Source organism: Argonema galeatum A003/A1 (assembly GCF_023333595.1).
GTDB lineage: Bacteria > Cyanobacteriota > Cyanobacteriia > Cyanobacteriales > Aerosakkonemataceae > Argonema > Argonema galeatum.
On the sequence record NZ_JAIQZM010000030.1, the window covers coordinates 21304 to 39088 of the forward strand.

The window sequence follows — 17785 nt, forward strand, 5'->3', positions numbered from 1 at the left end:
TGATATAGCTATGACTCATGGCTAATTTGAATTGGTAGTTTAATAATAAACGTAGTTCCCATCTCCAGTTTGCTTTCACATTTGATAGTCCCATTGAGTTTTTGGGTGACCAAATTGTAAAGAATGTGTAAGCCCAATCCACTGCCGCCCTGACCGCGTTTAGTAGTAAAAAATGGCTCAAATATCTTGCTTAAATTTTCTGGTGGAATGCCTTTACCATCATCAGTATATTCAAAGATAATATTTTCTCCATCTGGTTGTATATTAAAAACTATACGTCCAGAGTCTTCAGATTCATAAGCATGGATGAGAGAGTTCATCACCAGATTGGTCACAATCTGAGATAAGGCACCCGGATAACTGTCTAGGGTGAGATTTTCATCGCAATTAATTTCGACTTTATGTTTAGTTGTTTTTAGTTTTGCTCTTAAAGAAAGCATAATCTCCTCAAGATACTCTTTTAACTTAAAGATGCGTCTAAATTCGTTAGATTGATCGACTGCCACCTGTTTGAAACTGTGGATGAGTTCTGCTGCCCGATTGAGGTTAGCTAAAATCATACTACTGCTTTGCATAGCGGTATCCAGAAATTTTTCTAACTCAGAGCGTTTCATATTACCGGCTTTGTAGGTTTCAAAAAACGCTGTGGTTTTTTGAGCTAAGAGAGAGGCGGCGGTGACGCCGACGCCGATAGGAGTGTTGATTTCATGGGCAACGCCAGCAACCAATCCTCCCAAGGCAGCCATTTTTTCAGATTCGACCAGTTTGGTTTGCGTGGCTTTGAGGTTTTCTAGGGTTTGTGAAAGTTCCTGGGTACGGGAGTCTACTAATTGCTCTAGGTTTTGATTAAAACGCTGTAAGTTGTTGTAAAGTTGAGCATTTTCAATGGAGATGGCAACCTGAGACGATAATAGTTTTAATAACTCTAGCCTATCTTGGGTAAACGCGCCTGCGGTTAGGTTATTTTCAAGGTATAAAATTCCAGTCAATTTGCCTTTATGAAGTAAGGGAGTGCAGAGAATAGATTTGGGTTGAACGGCGATAATATAAGGGTCTCCAGTAAATTGTCCATTATGGGCTGCATCATTTAAGATTACATTTTCCTGGGTACGGGCAACATAGTTGATGATGGCGGCTGGCAGGATGGGTATCTGACTGGAAGTATCTACAGAGTCTACCGGAACGGATTGCTGTACGGTGACATCATTAGAATCTACGACACCTTCAGCTTCGATTACCCAGTTATCCTCTTTCTCTAGAATCAGAAAGCCTTTTTGAGCGCCAGCGTTTTCGATCGCAATTTTCATTAACTTAGCCAGTAACTTATCGAGAAGGATTTCACCTGCTAGGGTTTGGGATGCTTTCATAACTGTAGTCAAGTCTAGGACACCTGCATTATCGCTACTGGTTGAAGAAGTCATGCTAGTAGTCACCTGAAGTCCTTTTGTAATCTGGATAGATTCTCTAGACAGCAGCTGAGGATATTTTTCTTCTAAATCTTCCACTTTGCGTTTTGCGCCCCAACTTTGGTAGCCATAGTGGGCTTCTTTCATGTAAGATTTAGCAATTTTTTCTTTACCTTTAGACAACCAAAAATTTGCGGCTCGTTCATTTGCTAATGCTTGATTTTGAAAAAACTCATTTTCTCTAGCTAATTGAATTGCGCGATCGTACAAGTCTATCACTTCTAAATATTTACCTGCGATCGCACTTAATTCTGCTTCAACTAAAAGATACTTATGCAAGAAATTTTCAGGACAATTATCTGCCCATATTTTCATCTGATTTTGGTTGGTCTTTAATTGATGCAAATATTTTTCTTGCAGTTTTTCTGAAACAGTAGGATAAAGTGCCAAAAGAATGAGGGAGTAATAAAAATTAAGCTCGGCAACGGCGAAGGTATTGATTATAGAAAGGAGTAGCTTTTCTGCTTCCAAAACGCACAGGAGTGCTTGAGCATAGTGACCGTAAAGATAGAGAACCTGGCATTTCAAAATATAATATAGAACTAAGGAATACAAGTTCTGATGATAATAACAGTTTTCAAAATATTGCGCTTCGCTCATTTCCTTTAATTTAAAAATGGTTTTATCTGAGGTCATTCCCATTAAATTAATAACTGTAATTTGCAAAGCCAATATCGAATCTGTTGACATCTTGTTTTGGGTTTTAATACAAAAATGCAAAGCGGTTGAAATTTCGGCTAGTATATCTTCAAGATTTTTACCTTGATAGAATAGATTAAATACTTGCTGGAAAAGTGTGTATCCAGCAAAGTGCATCTCCCCGGCTTTCAAACCAGCTAGATACCCATCATTGTTGATAGGATGAGCGTGCTTTATATGCTTCACCCAAGGAAGTATAAGATTGGCAAAATCACAAGAAGCTATACATTTCTGAGCGAGAGCGTTGAACTTATCGCTGACTTTCAAGGCTAGCTGACCAAACTCATAACCAGATTGATAATTACCTTCAATATCACCAAGGATAATCCCATAGCTAGTATAGGCGTGTGGTGAGTCGGGAGTATGACCGTATTTAAAAAATAAATTAACTGTTTTAACAACCATCGATAGCCACAAATTTTGATCGAAAAAATAGGTGGGTGCCATCATGCTATTTAACAATTTTATGGCCATCTTTTTTTCTGGTATCGTCATTTCTGGCGCATCAACTAAGCAGTGTATTTCGCGATTTCCAAAATTTTTCTTTGCTTCAGATAGTTCGACATAAATTGCGGTCTGTAACTTTTCTTCAGGCAGATCGATACCTAGCAGCTTCAGACCCTTTCGACCGGCTTGGATCGCCTCTGCATATTTGGTCTGCATGGTATATTGCACGATCGAGATATTGTACATTTCTGCCTTATCCAAGGGTGATTTAGCTTGTTCCAAGGTCAGATAAATCAATGATTCGGATTGCTTGAAGTTACCGTTAAAATACTCTACTTCTGCGCGTTCTTTATGCAGATTAAAAGCTAAATTATAGTAGTTTTCCCAGATATCTCCGTTTAAATTTTCCAGGCCAATTGTAAAATATTCGTTGGCGGCGGCGTATGCCGTTGCGTCTTTAGCTTTTTTTCCTGCTTCCAAGTTCAATTTTGCTAATTCAACTCGTTCTTGTTCTCGATCAATTAATTCCCAACTTAGATTCAGATGATTGACAATATCAAATATTTTTTCTGCTCGTGCTGAGGTGGGTGTATTGCTTAATAACAGCCGACCAATTTGCAGGTGAACAGCTTTTTTCTGGGATTCTGGAATTAAGGCATAAGCAGCTTGTTGCACTCGATCGTGCAAAAATTTGTATTTAACTGTCAGTTGTTCGGTTTGACGATCGCTGACAATCAAAGCAATTTTATAGTCATCGTCCATCGGCCAAATAAAACCAGCATGAAGCGCTTCCCAAAGCTCAGCAGCGGTTGAAGAAAGAGATTTTTCATTGAGAATCGAGAGAAATCCTAAATCAAATTGGTTGCCAATACAAGCAGCCAGTTTTAATACGTTCTGCGTACTATCCGATAGTTTCTGGATTTTACCGACCATTAGTTCGATGACATTCTCGGTGATTTCCATACCTTGAAGAAGCTTGATGTCCCACTCCCAGTTTCCTGTGTTGAAATTGAAGGTAAGCAGGTTGTCTGAGTGGAGAGAGTTGAGTAACTGGGTTAAAAAGAAGGGATTACCATTGGTTTTATTCAGCAATAATTCCGCCAAAGCTTGTCCCCGATCGATGTCGCAACTGAGGGTGTCGATAATTATTTGTTGGACATTATTAATATTTAAAGCTTTGAGAAAAATAGTATTAACTACCCCCCCATTTTTGCGAATTTTATCTAAAGTCAGTATCAGAGGATGAGTTGCATCTACTTCATTATCTCGATAAGCCCCAATTAACAACAGATATTGGCTGTCAGCGTCAGTCGTTAGCAGTTTAATCAACTTCAGGGATGCCAAATCCGCCCACTGTAAATCATCCAGAAATATCGCTAGCGGGTGTTCTTTTTGAGTAAAGACACGAATGAAATTTTGGAAAACCAAACTAAACCGATTTTGTGACTCGCTTAGCCCTAATTGCGGTACGGGCGGCTGTTTATCGATAATCAGTTCCACTTCTGGAATAACATCAATAATCATTTGAGCGTTAGGGCCAAGAGCATCTAAAAGTTTCTGTTTCCAAAGTTGGATTTGTACTTCGCTTTCGGTTAAAATTTGCCGCATCAAACTCTGGAAAGCTTCAATTAGAGAAGAATAAGGAATATTTCGTTTAAACTGGTCGAACTTGCCGTCTATAAAATAACCCCGTCGCCCGATAATTGGTTTGTGTATTTCATGCACCAAGGCTGATTTGCCGATGCCTGAATAACCGGCAACCAGTATCATTTCTGTGGTGCCTGCTGCAACGCGATCGAAAGCAGCCATGAGAATATCTACTTCTGATTCGCGCCCATAAAGTTTTTGGGTAATTATTAGTTTACCGGCTTTATCAAAACTAGCGATCGAAAAATCTGGAATATTGCCAGTATTTTCTAGCTGCGTTAGACAGGTTTCCAGATCTGCTTTTAATCCAAAAGCACTTTGGTATCTATTTTCAGGAGTTTTGGATAACAACTTCATGACAATATCAGACACTGATGAGGGAATTTCTGGATTAACCTGATGGGGAGATATTGGCTGTTTGGCGATATGGCAGTGAACCAATTCCATCGGGTCGTTGCTTGGGAAAGGTAGCTGACAAGTCAGCATTTCATAAAAGGTGACGCCCAAGGAATAAAAATCGGTACGATAATCGATCGTTCGATTCATTCGACCTGTTTGTTCGGGCGACATATAGGCGAGGGTGCCTTTTAATAAATGGGGATTGCTGACGATCGGGTTTTCTCTTGAGAGTTGGGAGGCAAGGGCAAAATCAGTAATTTTTACCTCGCCTGTGTCTTGATTGAAGATGATGTTACTCGGTTTAATGTCTTTGTGAATAATGTGATTTTGATGCAACTGAGCTAAAGTTTCTGCTAGCTGAATGGCAATTAGGAGAAAATTGGTTAAATCGAGTTTGCGAACAGTGATAATTTCTTTTAGCGATATGCCGCCAAAATCTTCTAATACTAATACGGGGACGCGATTGCAAGTTTCTAATCCTAAAACTTTGACTATTCCTGGGTTATCTAAAATTTTGATTATTTCGTATTCGTGTCTGAGTCGAAGGATTTCTGTTGGCGTGGGATATTCAACAGTAATAGTTTTGAGGATAACGTTTTTTTGCTGAGCTAGCTGTTTGGCTCGATAAATGACTGTCTGAGAGTTTTTGTAAATTTCTGCGGTGATTTGGTAGCCAGGGAGTGCGAGCATTGTGATGTTACAGAGTGAGAGTGTATGCCTATCCGTCGTAGAATTACTTTCCAATCGGAATTATTGAAACTTTGCTTTTTTGCTTACTCTTTTCCCGGTGGAAGAATATGTATAGTGTGAGGGCGAAGCATTGCGGAATAAATCTTAACTCAAAACCGAAACGTTAATTCCGCAATGCTAATGCCTACGGCACGCTATGCGCTCGCGTCGCAGGCTACGCCAACGCGAACGCCCCTACATAATCTTGTGCCGGGAGGGGAGTAGGTTGACAGCTTTTTGGCCCTTGGGCTGATTGGCACTGGCTTAGCATAATTAACTACGTTAACCTCAGTTTAGCTAATTTACCTATCCCAGGACTGATGCAAATTTAAAACAAATCCATGCCTGCGGATGAGTCTGTTACTAGGGTGACTATTGCCCGTTCTACTTTTTATCTGGGCCTTTGGATGAGATAAGCAACCTTTTAGTGGGAAAATGCGGAACGAACAAACATCAGCGCGAAACTTCTTGCTTAGGCGTGATTTTATCCGGTACTGCTTTGTGTTTCACTTGCTGAGTCCATTAGAGTAAGCCATTCTTAGTTGGTGTAGCTCTAACGGACTGTTCCGATCGCAATTGCTGCCAAACAAACGGAGGTTGAATGTCCATTTTTCAGACTGTAAGCGGCAAGGCTGCTTCTCAATACACGATCGCAAACCGCTTGCAAATACAGCATCTACTCAATCCTACGGCGATTAAGCAAGATCGACAGATTGACGGTGGCGATGTGGTTAAGGGGTTAAGTCAAACTCCGAAATCCCTACCGCCGCGCTATTTCTACGACGATCGCGGTTCGGATCTGTTTGAGCAAATCTGCCAGCTACCGGAATATTATCTGACGCGCACGGAAACAGCTATTTTGCAAGGGTGTGCTGGTGAAATTGCTCGGCTAACGGGTGCGTGTGAAGTTGTAGAATTGGGTAGCGGTAGCTCTACTAAAACCCGCATTCTGCTGGATGCTTACAACGAACTAGAGTACCCTTTGCGCTATGTTCCAATTGATGTGAGCGCTGGCATTCTGGAAAGCAGTGCTAGGGAATTGCTGGCAGATTATCCATCGCTTGCGGTTCGCGCTTTGGTTAGCACTTACGAACTGGCGCTGAAAGGTTTGGCCCCGTCTCGCTTACCGGCGCGGATGATTTGTTTTTTGGGCAGTACGCTGGGTAATCTGGATCGTCAGGAGTGCGATCGCTTTTTCTGGCAAATCACCGACGCTCTGAATCTGGGCGAGTATTTCTTGCTGGGAATAGATTTACAAAAGTCGCCATATCTGTTAGAAGCCGCCTATAACGATCGCCAGGGCGTTACAGCTGCTTTTAATTTGAATATGCTGGAGCATCTGAACTGGCGTTTTGATGGGGATTTCAAGCCGACGCAGTTTGAACACTGGGCTTTTTACAACAAATCTGACTGCCAAATTGAGATGCACTTGCGGAGTATGCGATCGCAAACTGTGCAATTACGCGCTCTCGACTTAACTGTTGAGTTTGAGGAAAAGGAAACAATTTTGACGGAAATCTCCCGCAAATTCGACCTCAACCTCATGCAGCAGGAACTGCGAACACATGGTTTAGTGCCGCTTCAGGTTTGGACCGATCCAAATCAGTGGTTTGGTGTCCTACTGTGTCAGATGCAAAAGACTTAAAGCAAAGTGCTTCGGCTTTAGTGCTGAGTACAAACACAGTCGCTTCCTTGCGGGGAATAGCTCTATACTGTCCTAACATAAATGACTGTGGCTATAATCAAACAACTTTGCTGATTAGTTCATGGTTCATGGTTCATCAAATTAACTATGAACTATGAACCATTTATCGGAGATAAATTAGCAATATCTCAACCTGCCATATAAATTATTACTGACTAAAATCTACATTTTAAAGAATGAAATAAATTTAATGGGCAAAATTTCCGTTTTTCCAGGAGTTATATCGTGTCCGGTTGCATCGTTAGTATATGAGTGATATCGTCAAATTGTCCGTTGTCATCGTTGGTTAAATTTTTACCGCAGATGAAGACTCTGGAACGCAGATGTAGGCGCAGCCTTCCCGAAGGGTACGCAGATAAGAATAATCACACGAATTTTTTAGGTAACCGATGCGTAAGGACATGATATTAGCGGAGGCGCTCAGAATGAATGTTGCTCAAATTGAAGAGAAAAAAGCCAAGAAAAAGACATTCGCCCAGAATTTGTGGTTTTTGCATTGGTTAATGGCTGCTTGCTTTTTACTGCTATTTGCGACTGGCGCTTACATGACTGACTTGCCCAAAAAAGTATCCTATGGGGAGTCTTTATACGAGTTACACAAAACCCTTGGGGTAGTGGTGATGAGCGTACTGCTAGCTAGAATTGTTGTCCTGCTGCGGGTCATCCAACACAAGTATAGGCGGCGTCTGCCTAAGCTTACGGGGGAATGGCTGAAAACTTTCTTTTTTCACACAAGTCTATATTTTTTTATGCTTCTTGTTCCTCTCTCCGGCTATTTTTGTTCTAATTCCTATGGCTATGATGTGGTTATATTCGGCACGGATATAACTTTGCCAGACTTATTTCCAGAAAACAAAGAAGTAGCTGAATTTAGTAAAAGCCTGCATTTTTGGCTAGCTTACACTTTTCTAGCTGCGATCGCACTCCACGCGATCGACCAATGGAAATACTTGCGGGCCCAAGGGCGTCGTTTTTATACAGCGGTTAACCGCAGCACCGAAACTAACAAATAGGCCGATTGCCGGGATTCACCGCATGGATATACTCGCTACCAGAAGTAGGCCATCCTCGTTTGTAAACAGCTTCCTCTGGCTTTCCCCATCCCAGCTGCAAAATAATTTCCAAGAAATCGGACTTCTCAAACTTGCACAAACTAGCCCATTCTGTTCTATAAGAAATTATGCCCACATCAGCAGGTGCGATCGCGCGAAAGTCTTTGCCATTATTAACACTCAAGTATAAATCCATACCCGCAGTCACTTCATGCCAGAATGCCAGTAGGTCAGCTTTCGCAGCTAAGAGCGTTTCTATATCGCCGGGTAAAGCAATCAACTGGGCGTCCACTTCTGGGATTCGCAGAGTCTTGCCTTTGAGAACGATTTGCCGCCAGACAATGCCAGAAACTTGGTGTTCTCTCTGATAGCTGTGAATAGTAGCTTTAAAGTCTTGATAAGCCGTGAACTTTTGCACGCCCTCGCTTTTAATAAACTTGTCAATCAAAGGATTGCCAGAAGCCTGAACAGTCAGGTTAAGGCGCTGACCCGTCAGACAGGCTCGACGTTCGTCAGCCAAAATTTCGATCAGTTCCTCGGTGGTGTGGACTTTTGTCATGAGAAACACCATCTGGGACAGTTACGCGAACATTACTTTCTAGGATAATTGTGTATTTTGTTGGCGATCGCTTTTCTCCCCCCCTAGCCCCCCAAATCTGGGGGGAGAAGAATCCTCTTCCCCCCAGATTTGGGGGGTCGGGGGGCAAAACCAAGGTTTGTGCGTAAGTCCGTGTGTATTTTGTTGGCGATCGCACATATATAAAATAGGGCAGACACACTGGTCTGCCCCTGCACTCACTTAGCTAGTTCCGTATTGAACTCATTCACCACTCGCTGCTTCAACTCCCCAGATTCCGATCGCGGCTGCAAGTTAAACACCTTGCGGAAAGCGTCATCTACCTGCTCAAACGGCACTTGTCCCTTACCGTTGAGAACTTCCTTACCCGATTGGTCAAACAGGACAACTTGAGGCACAAAACCTTTGTAGTAATAGCCCGGTTCTGTGGGTTCGTAGGTTGATTTAGCTGGGATAGAATCCACATCCACGGGGATAATATCCGCCGCCCGTCCATAAAACTGCTGTATGTGCGAAACCACAGTCGCATATTGTTTGCTATCCCTGCTGTCATCTACGTAGAACACCAGCAGAGTCGGCTTATTTCCCTTCAAAGACTGTGCCAGAGTCACCTTTGACGGCACCAGGGAACCATTCCCGGCATAGAGGACATAAATATTGCCATCAAAGTTGTCGTCGTTTATACCCGCTAGAGCTGGTGGCGTCCCCACGATCAACAGACAACTCAGCGCTGCGAAGAGGGTCAACAGACAACTGGCAAAAATCTGCCGCCAGTAATTCAGAAAAGTCGCGATAGTCATTTTCTCCAAGAATCCTTCTACTGTGTGTCCCGATCGCAAACCTGAAGTGAAACCCCTGCTTTTAAGTATGGGGTTTCCCCTCTTCCCCTCTTCCCCCTAGCCCCTAGCCCCTAGCCCCTTTCACCGTACTTGCACTTCTCGCTTCACGTCAATCAGTACCTTACCATTTCGGATCAGGCGATATTCACCCCGCCAGACACCCGCAGTTAAGGGTTGATTACCAGATGCTCTTTTGCCAACATAACTCAGCCAAGATCGACTGGGCGATTGTAGCTCTTGTTTGCGTACAGCGAACGGTTTACCATCGGGTGCGATGAGTTGAAATTCTTGTCCATCGCCCTTAAGTACACCGTAAGCTTGCACCCAGAAGATAAGCGCGGGACTATTTTTAGGTAGTTCCGTTTCCGAAAAGCGCCCCTCCCAGATAGCTGCCATATCCGGTGGCTGAGTGGCAAAACCAGCGCGGATCGTACCTGTGGGAACATAACTTATCGGCTGTTGCCAGATGGGTTTGCGATCGACCCGACAACCTGGGCCAGCATTGGCACCAACAAACGGGTCTACGACTTTATCTTGGTAGCGGACGGTCAAGTGAACGTGAGGGAAGGAAGCTAAGCCAGACTCTCCCACCATGCCCAATACTGTACCTGCTTCAACGGAGGTATCTGGTTTGACTACAACACTGCCGTTGCGGAGATGGCAATATTGAGTCTGCCAGCCGTTACCGTGGTCTATTACGACTCCGTTACCGCATTCAATGCCTTGAACGTTGGCTTTGTCTGTTTGATCGGCTACTCTGCGATCGCTCACTCCGTCGCGCACCCGCAGAACTTTGCCCGCTGCTGCTGCTTTCACGGCGACGCCTGCTGCCATTACGCGCTCATCTGGAATGGCAAAGTCTACACCGTTGTGACCGTCGTAGGTTTGCCGACCGCAGCCAAAATCGACTTCTGTTGGGCTGGGGTCGCGATCGACGTAGTGCATGATAAAACAGTCTTGGCCTAGCGTACAGTTAATCGGTAAGGCAAGTTTGAAGGAATTTGGGGGGTTGGCAGCTATTTCAACTGGGGACGGTGCAGAGGCGATCTTTTCTTTACCGAAGCAGGCGGGGAGAAGGGTAAGCAGGAAGACAAGAAATGCTGTAGTCAGAAGGGACTTTTTCATTGGTTTGATGATTGATTTCAACTGCTACGACTAAAGAAAATTGCAGCTAGGACAATTAAACCCAAAAGTGCTAAAGGCACCCACAAATTAATAAGCTCGGACATATTAGTTCCTTTTGTCTTGGCAATAACATCTATAAATTAATAATTTTGATTATATATCTCAGGACTTACGCATTTGTCCCCCCTAACCCCCCAAATCTGGGGGGGACAAGACTTTTTCTCCCCCAGATTTGGGGGCTGGGGGGCAAATGCGTAAGCCATATATCTTTAAAATATAAAGTAACTTTTATGAGAGAGCCAACTATGACAGCGACCGACGCAGTGATATGGCTACAAGAACGAACAGCCCTGAGTGTGCTGTCGGAGAGGGTATTGGAGGCGATCGCACAAGTTTTAGAAGAAAAAGTCGTAGCGGCGCACACCCGCGTCGTAATGGAGGACACCCCACCCGAAGGTCTTTATATTCTAAAACGAGGACGGCTGGAAGGCGATCGCACCAATCAAACTGGTTCTGTGTGGGCTGTTAGTTTACTACCGGGTGCGATCGTACACTTACAGGAGCTGCTGTTTGGGCAATTGGCGCAGAGGACTGTAAGAGCGATCGGCGAAAGTCAGTTGTGGTTTATTCCAGCCGACAAATTTCGCCAATTAGTAGCAGAATACCCCGAAATTACGCAGGCTTTTTCACAGCAACTAGCAATGGAACTAGCTCAGATATCTTCTCAGCTAGCTTATGAGCAAGAACGTCAAACCATCTTGCGACCTTATCTAGTAACAAAAGCCAAACGGGGTATTGTAGGCAAAAGTCGCTATGCAGTGCGTTTGCGGCAGCAAATTAAAGAAGCAACTGAAGATCGCGGTTCAGCGGTAATTTTTGGGGAACCTGGACTCGAAAAGGACAACATCGCTGCTCTAATTCATTTCGCTTCTCCTCAGCGGCGAGAACCGATGATTAAAATAGATTGCAGTAAGTTGCAAGCAAACGGTGCAGAATTATTTGGTCGTGTTGGCAGCAAACCTGGTTTAATCGAATGGCTAGGCGAAGGAACTTTACTGCTCAACAACATCCAAGAACTTCCCTCAGAATTGATGCCCAAAATAGCGAACTTGCTGGAAACCGGAAACTACGCACCCGTCGGTGGAGAAGAACACAATCCAAAATCGCCATGTTTGGCACGCATTTTGATGATATCTGAAAAAACGCTGCCCAAGATCGATCGCCTAGTTACTCATTTAATTAAAGTCCCGCCGCTGCGAGTGCGAAAAACCGATATTAGCGACCAGATGGAATACTACATTCGGTTGTTTTGTCGAGCCAAAGGTATTGCCAACCCTCACATAACCTCAGAAGCTTTGCGGTGGTTACAAGCGTATGATTTTCCGGGCAATTTCCGAGAATTGGAAGGGTTGGTGCAACGAGCGCTTGTTCAGTCTGCTGGTACTAAAGAACTAACCGAAGAAGTATTTTGGTCGTTACAAACCAAGAAAAAACAATTTCGCGTCAATCTTTTAAATTCCTATCCTTGGCTGCGAAGATTTTTACGCAGTGAATGGTGGCCCGATCGGATAAATTATGGATTCACATTGGGATTTTTTGCGATCGTTGTCGCCCTATTATTTCTAGGCCCTCAACATCGCAATGAAAACGTTGCTTTAAATCTATTTTGGGCTTGGTGGTGGCCGTTAATTCTGATCGGTTTTCCCTTTGTAGGACGCCTGTGGTGCGCTGTTTGTCCCTTCATGATTTATGGGGAAGTCACACAAAAACTTTCCCTGTGGCTTTGGCCTCGTCAGCTAAAACGCTGGCCGCGACAGTCAGCCGAAAAATGGGGAGGATGGTTTTTGTTTGGCTTATTTGTCTTAATTTTTCTGTGGGAAGAACTCTGGCATTTAGAGGATACGGCTTACCTCTCCGCCTGTTTGCTGCTGTTAATTACTGCGGGAGCAATGATTTTTTCGGCAATTTTTGAGCGCCGGTTTTGGTGTCGGTATCTGTGTCCAATTGGGGGAATGAATGGGCTGTTTGCAAAGTTATCGATGATTGAATTAAGGGCGCAGCAGGGAACTTGTTCTGCTGAATGCACCACTTATCAATGTTACAAAGGTGGGCCTCAAAAAGGTGAAGGTTTGGAGACTAATGGCTGTCCTCTGTATACTCATCCAACGCACTTGGAAGATAACAAAGATTGCGTACTTTGCATGACTTGTCTCAAGGCTTGTCCCCATCGATCGGTTGAGTTAAATTTGCGTCCTCCCGGCATTGAACTTTGGACAACTCATGTGCCTCATGCCTATGAAGTGGCGCTGTTGTTGTTACTTTTAGGTGGAATTTTTATTCACCGCTTGCCAGAGTTGCAATATTTGCTGGGATTGAATTTAGATTTAAGTCAGTTTTGGCCGCATTTGGGATTTTCTTTGGCAGTTTTAATCGTGCCTGCACTGGTTCCACTGTTGGGTTATAGCTTGATTCAATTGTTTCATGGTTTGGTAAAGCCCCGCTCGTTTGTAGAGTTGGCTTATGGTTATTTGCCGCTGGTTTTGGGGGGAAACTTAGCCCATTATTTGCGGCTGGGTTTAGGCGAAGGAGGACGAATTTTACCTTTAACTTTCGCGACTTTTGGCCTCAGTGGTGAGGATTTGCCCGTGTTGGTAGCTCATCAGGCTGTAATTGCGTTTTTGCAAGGAACAACGCTGATTTTTTCGGTGCTTTTGACGATACTTTTGACGCAAAAGATTGCTCATCAACCGCTGCGGTTCCTGCTACCCCAACATCTGGCTGCTGTGGTTTTGGGAGCAAGTCTGTGGGCTATTATTGTCGTCAGCTAATTACTGCTTGACTATAGAAACCCGGTTTCTTGAAGAAACCGGGTTTCTGGGGTGCTATATACTGCTTGTCCTATCAGTAAAATAAAATACTAGATAATACTTATGAAAATCGGCAATTACAAAGAGTTATACACGATCGGTCACTCAAATCTCAGTATTGAAGCTTTTATTTTGTTACTTCAGCAACATGGAATTACGGCAGTGGCAGATGTGCGATCGCATCCCTACAGTCGTCGCTTACCCCACTTCAGTCAACCCGCCTTAAAAGCCTCATTACAAAACATTGGCATTCGCTACGTTTTCCTGGGTCGCGAATTAGGCGCAAGACCCGAAGATTTAACTTGTTACGATAATACTGGCAAAGCGCTTTACGAAAGAATTGCCGCAACCAACCTATTTGCCGAAGGAATTCAGCGTTTAGTCAAAGGCGCAGAAACTTACAAAATTGCCATGATGTGTGCCGAAAAAGACCCAATTACTTGTCATCGCACTATTTTAGTTTGCCGCCGACTGAGAAAATTTGAAGTACAGATTAATCATATTTTCTCAGATGGTAACTTAGAATCGCAAGAGCAACTAGAAAATAGGCTCTTAGGCAAGTTTAACAAAAATTTGCATCAGCCAATTCAATTAAGTCTATTTGAATTGCCAAAGGATGAAATTGACATAGAAGAAGCTTATAATCGACAAGGTAATGAAATCGCTTATGTCAAAGAAAACCATGAATAAAGAGATTAACTTATTTACGATCGGCTTTACCCAAAAAAGCGCCGAGCAATTTTTTGAGACTTTACTCAAAGCAGGAGTTCAGCGAGTCATAGACACACGCCTGAATAATGTTTCCCAGTTAGCAGGATTTGCAAAACGCAAAGACTTAGAGTATTTTCTCCGAAAAGTTGGCAATATCGAATACGTTCACATTTTAGACTTAGCACCAACCAAAGATATCCTTGATGCCTATAAAAAGAACGGCGGTGCTTGGGATACATACGAAAAACAATTTGTAGATTTAATGGTCAAACGCCAAATCGAAGATAAAGTTTCACCAGATATTTTAAATGGAGGATGTCTGCTATGTAGCGAAGCAAAACCACATAATTGCCATCGCCGATTAGTTGCCGAATATTTAAAAGATAAGTGGAAAAATGTAAAAATATGCCATCTATGACAAGAATAATTTGCCTTGCGAATTCATGGAAGCGAGGCGAGAGGTGCATCGCTGGAATTACACCGATGAAAGGACAATGGATTCGTGCTGTTTCCGATTTACCAGATGGTCAAGTTCCCAGAGAAATGCGATCGATAGGTGGATTAGAACCAGCATTATTAGATATTTTAGAAATTCCTTTAGCCAAAACAGGGCCAGATTACGGTTTCGAGAGCGAAAACCTTTCTATCTTGCCGGGAAAATGGCAGCGATCGGCCCAAGTTCCCCCTGCCTACCTACTCAAATATTGTAGCAAAGAGGAATATATTTTGCACAACGATGAGAGATATGTAGAAGTCCCATATTTGCAATCATTGCCTTTTGATCAGCGGCGCACTTTGGAACTGGTAAAAGCCGTAGAAATATCGGTTAAACCTCTTGGTGTGAAATATGAGGGTAGTCAGAAATGGTCAGGTACAATTGTCACTGAAAATGGTCAAACATTGACAACAACTATCACAGATCCGGTATTTGTGAGAAAATTGGATTTAGGATATCGTCCGAAAAATCATTGTTTGGTAACAGTTAGTTTGAGTATGCCTTGGCGACCTCCCGATTGGAAAACAGGCGATCCTTGTTGGAAATTGATCGCGGGGGTGATAGAGTTGCCTGATTCTGCGAAGAAGAAAGTAGAGGTAAAAAGCGATGAATATGACGATCTGCCGTTTTGAAGTTCAGATGGTATGATTGTTTTATGTAGTGGCAGCAATGGAATTGAGATTATGACATCCAAAATTTATTCAGTAAACCAAAAAGAAAAGGAAAATTTGCCTAGTTTACCAGTACCACAATCATTTTACAAAGATAATCCGCAATGGGCTAATGCCAGCTTTAAAATTGAGGTTTTATCTGACAACACTCTCCTGGTGAAGTTAGTGTCCGAAGATGATGAAGATGAAGAAGAGGAAGACCCCAAAATGTTGCGACTATTCCTAGAGGCGCTGATGGCAGATGCGATCGAAGATCCGTCTATTCTTGTCCCTTATACAGAGGAAATGAAAGCGGAAGCAGATGCACTTTTAGAGGGAGTCATAGTAGAAGAATGAGTTATCTTATTTTCAACGGGTGGAATATCCGCTTCCACCATTTTGTGATATTTTACAACTAAATTAGCTGTTTGTAGCTTAAAATAGGATATACTGGTTTTGGATAGTGAGGAGATTAGAGTAATTGATGCGAAAGTTAATAAAAGTTTTGGCCAATTGGACTATTCCTGCTATACTCGGCGGTTTAGTTACTCTCGGAGTTATTCAATTTCAAACCAGAGTAAAATATTTAGATTTTGGAATTGATACATATAATCTTATTGACTCATCAACACAAAAGCTTCCCAATGATAAACTAAAAATAGTTTTTGATAACGACAGTAAAAATCCTGTTAATAAAATTAGCCAAATTAAGGTTTCTATTTATAACTTTTCCGATCAAGACTATGAAAATATTTCTTTGTATATCGAAATAGCTCCCAAATTTCCATCAAGTAAAGAATTGAAAATAATACCTACTCAAGCAATAGCTGTTTCTCCTGAAAATGCTGATAAAGTAGCTCAAAGATCACGACCAATTAACCTGAAAGGCCAACGATATGGCTATAAAATTAAAATCCTGAACAGAACTGATAAAATTGAGCAGCCTGCCTTTGAAGCAATCTATACAGTTATTGGAGAAAAGGCAGAAAATATTATAGTCAAGCCAGATTTAGTTGTCAAAAGTCTAAAAGTCAGAGAATTTGCTTACGAAAATTTTTTGGCTAAAAACAATTGGTGGAATTACTTATTAATTAAGTTTCCTTTGGTTACATTAATGCCTGGTGTTGTAATATACTGGTTAATGGAAGTACAATATCCAAGATCGAATTATATCAAAAAAGAAAATAACAAAATTAATTCTTTGAAAGAAATATTTGCTCAACCAGGAGAGATGGATAAACTTAAACAGCAGCAGTCTCCCTCTGCAATGGCAGAGCATTTAATTGGAACTTATTTTGTCTTTAATTTTGAAAATTTTGACAAAAATTTTTCGGACTATCTAACTAATAATTTATCTCAACCGGGAGAAATGGATAAGCTCAAGCAACAACCATCTCCATCTGCAATGGCAGATTTTATTGTTAATTATTTCCATCAATTTCGATTAAAAAATACCGATCAAGAAGAGTTATCTTATCTTATAGATAAGCTTTCTCAACCGGGAGAAATGGACAAACTGAAGCAGCATTCTTCTCCATTAATAGTGGCAGACTATATTTTAAAAACATATCGAGAAGTTGCTTGGAAAAATATTCCTTGGTGGGAAAAGTGGCTTAGTAAAATAGCAGAACCTTAACTTTTTAAACTCGTATATCCTTAATTTTAATATCATTTGGTGCGAGAAAGTCAAAATATTCTTCTAACTGCATTTTTCATACCTCCCTTAAGCTTATTTTCTGCGATAAACGTCGCAGCGGTGTCCAACTTGCACTATAATGACGACAAGACGATCGTCCTCGACCCGATAAATTACCCGATACTTTCCCACGCGAATTCGCAAAAGTCCTTTATATCCTTGCATTGCTTTAACTCCGGGTGGACGCGGATTTATAGCTAATGCTTCAAAGGCTTTATCTATGCGCTCTCGAACCTGTAGAGGTAGTGCATCTAGCTCTCGCTTGGCGCTAGGAAGAATTTCAATTTGATAACTCACGCTAACCCCAACTCCTTGCGAACTTGTTCATAAGGAATTGGAACTTCATTAGGATCTTCCAATCGTCGTTTAGCTTCCTCTAAATCGATCTCGTCTTCTAACTTTTCAATCAAACGCTCTAACAACCAAAATTCTTCGATCGGAATTATAGCTGCCACATCCTTGCCGTCTTTACTTAAAATCACCGACTCTTCATCGTCAGCAACTCGATCGACTATTTCATCAAAGTTATCTCGAACTTCTGTTGCAGTCATCCTGATGATGGAATTATTCTCGATCGTTTGTTCTTCAATGATTCCCAGTTCCATTTTATTTTTCCCAACTCTTGTAAAATTTGAGCGTTGATTAAATTACATATTAATATCATAGCATTAAATCAATCC

The 17785-nt window shown here is 42.2% G+C and carries 14 protein-coding genes; 8 read left to right on the forward strand and 6 right to left on the reverse strand.

All coding sequences use genetic code 11. The features are described 5' to 3' along the window. Positions 1–8 precede the first annotated feature (8 nt). On the reverse strand, positions 9–5348 hold the full coding sequence (locus LAY41_RS24315) for a trifunctional serine/threonine-protein kinase/ATP-binding protein/sensor histidine kinase (RefSeq protein ID WP_249103719.1): 5340 nt from the start codon (positions 5346–5348) through the stop codon (positions 9–11). Between the two features lie 640 nt (positions 5349–5988). On the opposite strand from LAY41_RS24315, the gene egtD reads away from it, so the two are divergent. Both egtD and LAY41_RS24325 read left to right on the forward strand, forming a co-directional pair. Next, positions 5989–7032, forward strand: a complete 1044-nt coding sequence (egtD, locus tag LAY41_RS24320) for an L-histidine N(alpha)-methyltransferase (RefSeq protein WP_249103721.1) — start codon at positions 5989–5991, stop codon at positions 7030–7032. Between the two features lie 485 nt (positions 7033–7517). Beyond that, positions 7518–8105, forward strand: coding sequence for a cytochrome b (locus LAY41_RS24325; RefSeq protein WP_249103724.1), 588 nt, complete (start codon positions 7518–7520; stop codon positions 8103–8105). Here the strand turns inward: LAY41_RS24325 and LAY41_RS24330 are convergent. From LAY41_RS24330 to LAY41_RS24340, 3 genes are all read right to left on the reverse strand, one after another. Beyond that, complete coding sequence (locus LAY41_RS24330) at positions 8095–8703, reverse strand: hypothetical protein (RefSeq protein WP_249103727.1); 609 nt, start codon at positions 8701–8703, stop codon at positions 8095–8097. The genes LAY41_RS24325 and LAY41_RS24330 overlap by 11 nt on opposite strands. A 236-nt stretch (positions 8704–8939) precedes the next feature. Further along, on the reverse strand, positions 8940–9521 hold the full coding sequence (locus LAY41_RS24335; protein WP_249103730.1) for a thylakoid membrane photosystem I accumulation factor: 582 nt from the start codon (positions 9519–9521) through the stop codon (positions 8940–8942). A 120-nt stretch (positions 9522–9641) separates the two neighbouring features. Further along, a complete protein-coding gene (locus tag LAY41_RS24340) occupies positions 9642–10685 on the reverse strand; it encodes a M23 family metallopeptidase (protein ID WP_249103733.1) in 1044 nt (347 codons plus the stop codon). 305 nt (positions 10686–10990) lie between these two features. Here LAY41_RS24340 and LAY41_RS24345 point away from each other — a divergent pair, with 305 nt between their 5' ends. The 6 genes from LAY41_RS24345 (at position 10991) to LAY41_RS24370 (ending at position 17045) form a co-directional block, all read left to right on the forward strand. Then, positions 10991–13513, forward strand: coding sequence for a sigma 54-interacting transcriptional regulator (locus LAY41_RS24345; RefSeq protein ID WP_249103736.1), 2523 nt, complete (start codon positions 10991–10993; stop codon positions 13511–13513). 102 nt (positions 13514–13615) lie between these two features. Then, positions 13616–14242, forward strand: a complete 627-nt coding sequence (locus tag LAY41_RS24350; RefSeq protein ID WP_249103739.1) for a DUF488 domain-containing protein — start codon at positions 13616–13618, stop codon at positions 14240–14242. Beyond that, positions 14235–14681: a DUF488 domain-containing protein gene (locus LAY41_RS24355; RefSeq protein ID WP_249103741.1), complete on the forward strand. Its 447-nt coding sequence runs from the start codon at positions 14235–14237 to the stop codon at positions 14679–14681. Before LAY41_RS24350 ends, LAY41_RS24355 begins: the two co-directional genes overlap by 8 nt. Beyond that, positions 14678–15391, forward strand: coding sequence for a dual OB domain-containing protein (locus LAY41_RS24360; protein WP_420840345.1), 714 nt, complete (start codon positions 14678–14680; stop codon positions 15389–15391). The genes LAY41_RS24355 and LAY41_RS24360 overlap by 4 nt, the downstream gene beginning before the upstream one ends. Before the next feature lie 51 nt (positions 15392–15442). Next, positions 15443–15766, forward strand: a complete 324-nt coding sequence (locus LAY41_RS24365; RefSeq protein ID WP_249103747.1) for a hypothetical protein — start codon at positions 15443–15445, stop codon at positions 15764–15766. Between the two features lie 127 nt (positions 15767–15893). Continuing rightward, positions 15894–17045 carry a hypothetical protein gene (locus tag LAY41_RS24370; protein ID WP_249103749.1) on the forward strand — a complete coding sequence of 384 codons (1152 nt, stop codon included), beginning with the start codon at positions 15894–15896 and terminating at the stop codon, positions 17043–17045. A gap of 93 nt (positions 17046–17138) precedes the next feature. On the opposite strand, the gene LAY41_RS24375 is transcribed toward LAY41_RS24370, so the two are convergent. Together LAY41_RS24375 and LAY41_RS24380 are read right to left on the reverse strand one after the other, a co-directional pair. Next, positions 17139–17402 carry a type II toxin-antitoxin system RelE family toxin gene (locus tag LAY41_RS24375; protein WP_249103752.1) on the reverse strand — a complete coding sequence of 88 codons (264 nt, stop codon included), beginning with the start codon at positions 17400–17402 and terminating at the stop codon, positions 17139–17141. Continuing rightward, positions 17399–17710, reverse strand: a complete 312-nt coding sequence (locus LAY41_RS24380; RefSeq protein WP_249103755.1) for a type II toxin-antitoxin system Phd/YefM family antitoxin — start codon at positions 17708–17710, stop codon at positions 17399–17401. Before LAY41_RS24380 ends, LAY41_RS24375 begins: the two co-directional genes overlap by 4 nt. Positions 17711–17785 lie beyond the last annotated feature (75 nt).

Bases quoted from the DNA above. Each gene is read 5' to 3' on its own strand.
- LAY41_RS24370 (WP_249103749.1), top strand. From the start codon at position 15,894: ATGCGAAAGTTAATAAAAGTTTTGGCCAATTGGACTATTCCTGCTATA.
- LAY41_RS24355 (WP_249103741.1), top strand. From the start codon at position 14,235: ATGAATAAAGAGATTAACTTATTTACGATCGGCTTTACCCAAAAAAGC.
- LAY41_RS24315 (WP_249103719.1), bottom strand. From the start codon at position 5,348: ATGCTCGCACTCCCTGGCTACCAAATCACCGCAGAAATTTACAAAAAC.
- egtD (WP_249103721.1), top strand. From the start codon at position 5,989: ATGTCCATTTTTCAGACTGTAAGCGGCAAGGCTGCTTCTCAATACACG.
- LAY41_RS24330 (WP_249103727.1), bottom strand. From the start codon at position 8,703: ATGACAAAAGTCCACACCACCGAGGAACTGATCGAAATTTTGGCTGAC.
- LAY41_RS24340 (WP_249103733.1), bottom strand. From the start codon at position 10,685: ATGAAAAAGTCCCTTCTGACTACAGCATTTCTTGTCTTCCTGCTTACC.
- LAY41_RS24365 (WP_249103747.1), top strand. From the start codon at position 15,443: ATGACATCCAAAATTTATTCAGTAAACCAAAAAGAAAAGGAAAATTTG.
- LAY41_RS24350 (WP_249103739.1), top strand. From the start codon at position 13,616: ATGAAAATCGGCAATTACAAAGAGTTATACACGATCGGTCACTCAAAT.
- LAY41_RS24360 (WP_420840345.1), top strand. From the start codon at position 14,678: ATGACAAGAATAATTTGCCTTGCGAATTCATGGAAGCGAGGCGAGAGG.
- LAY41_RS24335 (WP_249103730.1), bottom strand. From the start codon at position 9,521: ATGACTATCGCGACTTTTCTGAATTACTGGCGGCAGATTTTTGCCAGT.
- LAY41_RS24380 (WP_249103755.1), bottom strand. From the start codon at position 17,710: ATGGAACTGGGAATCATTGAAGAACAAACGATCGAGAATAATTCCATC.
- LAY41_RS24345 (WP_249103736.1), top strand. From the start codon at position 10,991: ATGACAGCGACCGACGCAGTGATATGGCTACAAGAACGAACAGCCCTG.
- LAY41_RS24325 (WP_249103724.1), top strand. From the start codon at position 7,518: ATGAATGTTGCTCAAATTGAAGAGAAAAAAGCCAAGAAAAAGACATTC.